The sequence below is a fragment of the Thermogutta sp. genome (genome assembly GCF_039793925.1).
Lineage (GTDB): Bacteria > Planctomycetota > Planctomycetia > Pirellulales > Thermoguttaceae > Thermogutta.
The window spans coordinates 1-5,798 of sequence record NZ_JBAMME010000227.1; the positions used below are offsets into that span (position 1 = coordinate 1).

5 protein-coding genes are annotated in these 5,798 nt (G+C 52.2%); all 5 read right to left on the minus strand.

Translation table 11 applies throughout. The annotated features are described in order from the left end of the window. A partial coding sequence (locus tag ABJK56_RS09960; protein WP_347244518.1) for a hypothetical protein occupies positions 1-815 on the minus strand: 815 nt, incomplete at its 3' end. Between the two features lie 105 nt (positions 816-920). Beyond that, positions 921-1,967, minus strand: a complete 1,047-nt coding sequence (locus ABJK56_RS09965; RefSeq protein ID WP_347244519.1) for a class I SAM-dependent methyltransferase — start codon at positions 1,965-1,967, stop codon at positions 921-923. Next, complete coding sequence (locus tag ABJK56_RS09970; protein ID WP_347244520.1) at positions 1,951-3,135, minus strand: glycosyltransferase family 1 protein; 1,185 nt, start codon at positions 3,133-3,135, stop codon at positions 1,951-1,953. Before ABJK56_RS09970 ends, ABJK56_RS09965 begins: the two co-directional genes overlap by 17 nt. Then, positions 3,126-4,028, minus strand: coding sequence for a glycosyltransferase family 2 protein (locus ABJK56_RS09975; RefSeq protein ID WP_347244521.1), 903 nt, complete (start codon positions 4,026-4,028; stop codon positions 3,126-3,128). Before ABJK56_RS09975 ends, ABJK56_RS09970 begins: the two co-directional genes overlap by 10 nt. Next, positions 4,012-5,798 (minus strand): glycosyltransferase family 1 protein (locus tag ABJK56_RS09980; RefSeq protein WP_347244522.1); only part of this gene is annotated, 1,787 nt, incomplete at its 5' end. The genes ABJK56_RS09980 and ABJK56_RS09975, both read right to left, overlap by 17 nt.

The following is a 5,798-nucleotide window of genomic DNA, read 5'->3' on the forward strand; positions in this document are numbered from 1 at the left end:
TGCCTGAGAATTCCCCTGGCGCGCCGCCGGAGAGCCGGGTAAATCCCCACGTAGAAAGCAACCTCAGGCGCCAGCAACGCGGCGGCCAGTTCGTATACGAGCGCCGGCAGCAACCGTCGCTGTCGCCAGGCCTCCTGGGCTTTCCCATGCAGCCTGCGCGCCCGCCCCACCCGATGGAAGCGATACCAGGCCAATGAGAGTGCCAGTTGCCAATACATTGGCCTCAGTGGGGATCCCCAATAGCGCCGGCTCAGGCGGATGCTATCCTCCAGCCGGTCAGCCTCCGTCCAGGCGTCGGTTTTCGATTCCGCGTGCAAACGGTAGGTTGCCAGCACCTGATCAATGAAGTAAAAGCGATAATGCCGCGACATCCGGCAGAACAAATCGTAGTCCATGTGATACTTGAGGCTGACGTCCATCCCCCCGCAGCGTTGCCACACCTCCGGCGTCCAAAAGACCGCCGGCTGGGGAATCATATGCCCTTTCCATACCTCCAAAACGCGCCGATGACTTTCAAAATGGCTGGGGTGCTCTATGCCGGTGAACCTCCCGTGTTCGTCTATGAAACGACAGCGGCCCATCACAACATGTCGTCCACGAGCGGGGTCAATCTCCCGAGCCACACGATGTAAGGCGCCGGGCAACAGCGTGTCGTCCGAGCACAGGTAGCCCCAGATCTCGCCCGTCGCCAGGCCCCATTGCCGCCACTCGGCGACCGAGAGGGGAAGCGCCAGCTGATACGCCGGAACTGCCCGCAGTGGACTCAACTCTCCCATCAGGTCGGCCTTGGTCAGCCCCCGAATGGGCAGGTGCACCGGAGGGCCTCCTTTCTCCGGGCGGCAGACCAGTTCCCACTTCTGGGGGTCAAACCGGATCTCCACAGTAGCTTGACAGTACAGTATCTTGCCCTTGCTGCCACATCAACAGGGTGGCTTTTGTGGTATTGTAATTTTCCGAATCCAGAGACTCCCACCTGTGCCTTTCAAGGCAAGCGGCATAAGTTGTGATAAGAGATCGCGATGAAACATAGCCATATAACTGTTGAAGCACAGGATCTCAAACGAGATATTGTATGACAAAAATGCTCGCAGGACATGGATCTCATTCCAAGCGCGCCCTTCGGCGTACCATTCGCGCGGATATTCAAATGGCCAGAAGATGTCATGAAAATGTATCAGGACGCCTGGCTTTAGAGCGGGCAAGACTTCAAAGAGAATATAGGACACGTCACTCCCCAGCTTTACCACATGGGATGAGTCAACAAACAGGATATCATTCTTCTCCAGACGTGAGAACTCGCTGATTGGGATTTCCTGGACTTTGTGTTCAACAATCCTGACTTCGTCTGATTTGCGTAGGAGGGATCTCAGTCGCTGTGGATACGGCTCTATGAAAGTCAAGTCAATCGCTCCACCGAAGAAGAGTTCATTGGTGTCCAGCATAACAGCCGATGAGAAACCAGCACCAATCTCAATTACTCGACGGGGTCGGTAATGCCGCAGGAAACAGTACAGGACTAACCCATCCTGGTAAACGTAGGAATCATTGGCGAAGTAATACCTGCAAGTCTTCGAGGGCTGTTCAGTGAATGGCTGCTCTTTGTAATACGCCGCAAATTCTTTGAGCAGCGCAATCTGTTCCATAACCCTTAGATCAATGCCGGCTATATCTGGCCGACTCCGTGCAGCGGAGACTATTTGCTCATAATTCTCTACATCCTCTATGGCTGGCAACGGCGATAGAAAATGGCCAGGTGGTGCGAATCTCAGAAATGGGGATTCCCACCGATTTCTGGCTTCGTCGCTTTCTATGAATATTTCCAGTAAATCAAGCCGCGACAGCTCTTGACCACGAAGCATCTTTAGCCAATGGCCCCTGCCGTTCGGATCGCCGGGACGGCCGAGTAGCCTCTGGTAACAATATTCAACAAACTCTTCATCCGTCATCTCTTCAAGTTTGCGAGGCACTGACACTCTCTCCTTTCTTATTTTTCTTAACGACCGCATGATATGCATCTAGCACCCTCCACGCTGTATGCTCCCATGAGAACTGCTGAGCACGCAGAATGGACCGAGCACGTAACTCCTGTGGGTTGATTTCCCCACACAATAGAGCCAGCATGGCTCGAAAAATGCAGACTTCATCATTGGGCTCCACCAGTATACCTGCAGAGCCTATGATCTCAGGTAGTGCACTGGCATTTGAGGCAATCACCGGCGCGCCCAGATTCATCGCCTCCAATACGGGTAAACCAAATCCTTCGAACAGCGAAGGATAAACAAACGCGAAACAGTTTTGATAAAGCCATTGGAGTGTCGTATCATCTACATAGCCCAGCAGGATAATATCCTGCCGTAACTCCAATCTCTCAATCAACTGATCCAAGTCATCCATCAACCAACCCTTGCCGCCGGCCAGGACTAACGGGAAAGTTTCACCCACATGCGTTTTCAGCCGCGCATATGCTTGCAACAAACGCCGGTGGTTCTTGCGTGGTTCAAGCGTTCCTACATTCAACCAGAATTGACCAGGCTGGAGTTGGGCGAGGTTTTTGGGCTTTGCCAAATCTTCGCGCCTCGTAAATCGGCTACCCCCATAGACCACGACAACTCGGTCTGGAGGATAATGCGGGAATATCTCTAAGAAGTGGGAGCGACTGTATTCCGACACAGCAATGATCATGTCAGCATATAGGCTGGCGTGAAAAACGCCGTTAAAGCATATGAGTCGGTTCGCTTCGGTGGTGAAATCTGGATATTCTAAGAATGCGAGATCATAGAGTGTATAGACCAACCGAGCATGTTTCAATCCTACAGGGCAGTAGAAATTGTTGGCATGCACAATATCCGGCTGGCCTAGTCTTGATTCGAGATCGGCAGGCGGTTTGGTCCAGAAGGCTCGCAGGTCTTCGTATGAATGATGCCCCAATCCACGCCGGAAGTTGGGTTTGTTGATCTGAACAGTTGAATCAGGCCAGTCAGGATCCCAATATCCGTCTCCAAAAGTTGGATACAGGATGTACTCGTTTTCTGAGTCAATCTCGGCCAGGTGTCGGATCAGACCATCGGCAAAGTACCCGCAGCCTGCCTTTAAGCAGCCGGTCTGGCTCACGTCAAAGCCAATTCTCATTTGCATTTGGCGAACCTCTTTCGGAGGACATTCCGTGCGTTGGCCGCGATCCAGAAAGTAGTCGTTCGCAGCACTTTGCTTGAAATGCCGCGATTCCACCGAAGCGAGGCGTACAGCGATACAAGCGAAACAGCCACAGCGAAACGAAAGCGATCAGCGCGGCGGAAGCCATTCGTTTCCACCACAGCATGAGCATAATTGAAAATCCACTGATCTGGCACCTTGCCAAAATGCCGCCGCATGAAATCATTGTTAGCCTTGTGACAGGCGATCCTTGCCCTTACCGTAAATGCTTCTCCGTGCAGACGGGTAGCCGCCAGCAAGACGGGTAAGTAATCGAAGCGCACGCCGTTTTTGCCCAGGCGTATCCAGTACTCATAATCTATGCTCTGACGCAAGGAAATATCTAACAAACCATAGCGGTCAAAGACGGACCGGCGCAGAAATGTCGCCGGTTGGCTAATGTAGCACGTTTCCAGAAGCCGCTCCCAATTCCATGGCTCGGTGGGATATTTTTCAATAAAGGCATCGTTCTCGTCAATATGATTGGCGTCCCCATAAACCACCTCAGTTTCGGGGTGTGTATCAAAGTACTCTAATACGGTTGCCAGCGCACCAGGATAATAAATATCGTCAGAGTTCAACCAGCCGATGATGGGACCGGATGAGCGCATGATCCCTTTGTTAATAGCATCGGCGTGTCCGCGATCTCTCTCAGATACCCAATAGAAACGGTCCCCGTAGCGTTTCAATATCTCGATGGTTTCATCCGTGCTGCCCCCGTCAATGACTAAATACTCCAAACCATCCACCCCCTGCGACAGCACGCTTTGGATGGTGCGCTCAATGTATTTGCCCTGGTTATACGATGGCGTAATAATGCTAATTCGTGGTGGCATGACCGGCCTGTACCTCCAGAAGATTAATAATGCCGCCGGGTGACACAACCCGACAAGCACGAGCCACACACCCCAGCATACGGGTATCCTCACCCATATTGTACGCCTTTGGCTGAAAGACGGGATCAATCAGCAACTCAACAAAACCGCTATCGCAAGGAAGCATACGACGGACGATTAGTGTTCGGCCCCGCTCAATTTGGTATCTCACTGAATCATCCTTTCCATCCTGTGTCAGGCAGACCGATACACGGTCAAAAGGCAACCAGGATGGAGCCGTCAACGAAATCTCCAGGTATCGCTCTTCAGAGTTGGCATCATAGGTGACCGTCAAGCGTTCACCCGTCCACCCATCTGGATATATGCCGTGAATTGCCAGACCAAAACGGCTCGTATCGGCGAGAGCCTCGCAGAAAACCCGAAGGTATTGCCGAGCCATCTCTGTCGGATCCTCAAAAGCCACTACGCGTTGATAGCCGCGCTGAACCAATTGTGCCATTAGTTCGGGATTGCTTTCAACCTGTGCAATTGCCTGCGCGATTTCCTGCGGCTTACGAGGATCGAAAAACAGCGCTGCATCGCCAGCGATCTCCGGTAGGGCGGTCACGTTGCTACACAAGACCGGTTTACCGAATGCCATTGCCTCCAGGATTGGCATACCAAACCCTTCATAAAGGGACGGAAAAATCACAGCACAGCATCCTTGCAACAGTGCGGCTAATTCTTCATCAGGCACATAGCCAGCAAAGATGACCCAGCCGCCTAACCCCATGCGTCCAACCACGTCCTGCAACTTATCCATACGCTCGCCAGGTGCGCCGGTACATACCAGCCTCAAATCAGACTCCGGGTGGTGCGCGCGAAATAAACCAAAAGCCGTTAACAGCATCTCGTGATTTTTATGTGGCCAAAAGTTGGATGGATAAAGAAGAAAGCGATTTGCCTCTATCCCCAGGCGCTTCAAAACTGAAACTGAGCCTGTATCTGGTTGGGGTAACCGGTTAGCCATGCGAGTGTAGATAGTGACAACACGGTTAGGATCAATATCTGCGTTCTCTAACACTGTCGTGCGCACATAGTCTGACACACACACTATCCTGCTGGCTAAACGGCAAGAGTCTCTAAAATGCAGGTCTCTGTAATAGCGCTCGTCCATAGTGAAAAACATGGGATAGTAGAGATATTGCAGATCATGCACCACAATCACCATCGGCACAGTCGGATCATAGAAAAACGGTGCGGTAAAGGGGCAGAATACCAGGTCCGCGCCGATTTGCCTGGGCAGGCTGCTAATGCGAGGGCGATGAAACGCCTGTCGATAGACCAACTTTAATCTTGCTACAACCGATGGTGGAAGAATGGACGTCAGACTATTACGTACCCACTCCTTCAACAATTGCACTCTCTTTGCAGTTCCGGCTCTTCCACCCCGTTGCATCACACACAGACGGCGTACATTGTGCGAGTCTAAATAAGCTAATTCATCATGACTCTTGTCTGAGGTCAAAAGAACCCATTCGCAGTCTGGGGCGATTTGAGACAGGTGACGGACAAGGCCTATCGCCACCAATTTGGCGCCCCCATTCTCGCCCCCAGGCAACACCGGCGTCAGATCCACAGCAACTCGTTTCAAGTTGATACCGGACCTGGCTGTTACACTATGCTCCTCTTTAGTCTTTATAGATTCCGTTATCACTTCAGACGGCAACGATGATAACGCCTGCTCCACCCATTTCCAACCGCCCAGCCGTCGCACGACCCTGTACACGC

Bases quoted from the DNA above. Each gene is read 5' to 3' on its own strand.
- ABJK56_RS09970 (WP_347244520.1), bottom strand. From the start codon at position 3,135: ATGCAAATGAGAATTGGCTTTGACGTGAGCCAGACCGGCTGCTTAAAG.
- ABJK56_RS09975 (WP_347244521.1), bottom strand. From the start codon at position 4,028: ATGCCACCACGAATTAGCATTATTACGCCATCGTATAACCAGGGCAAA.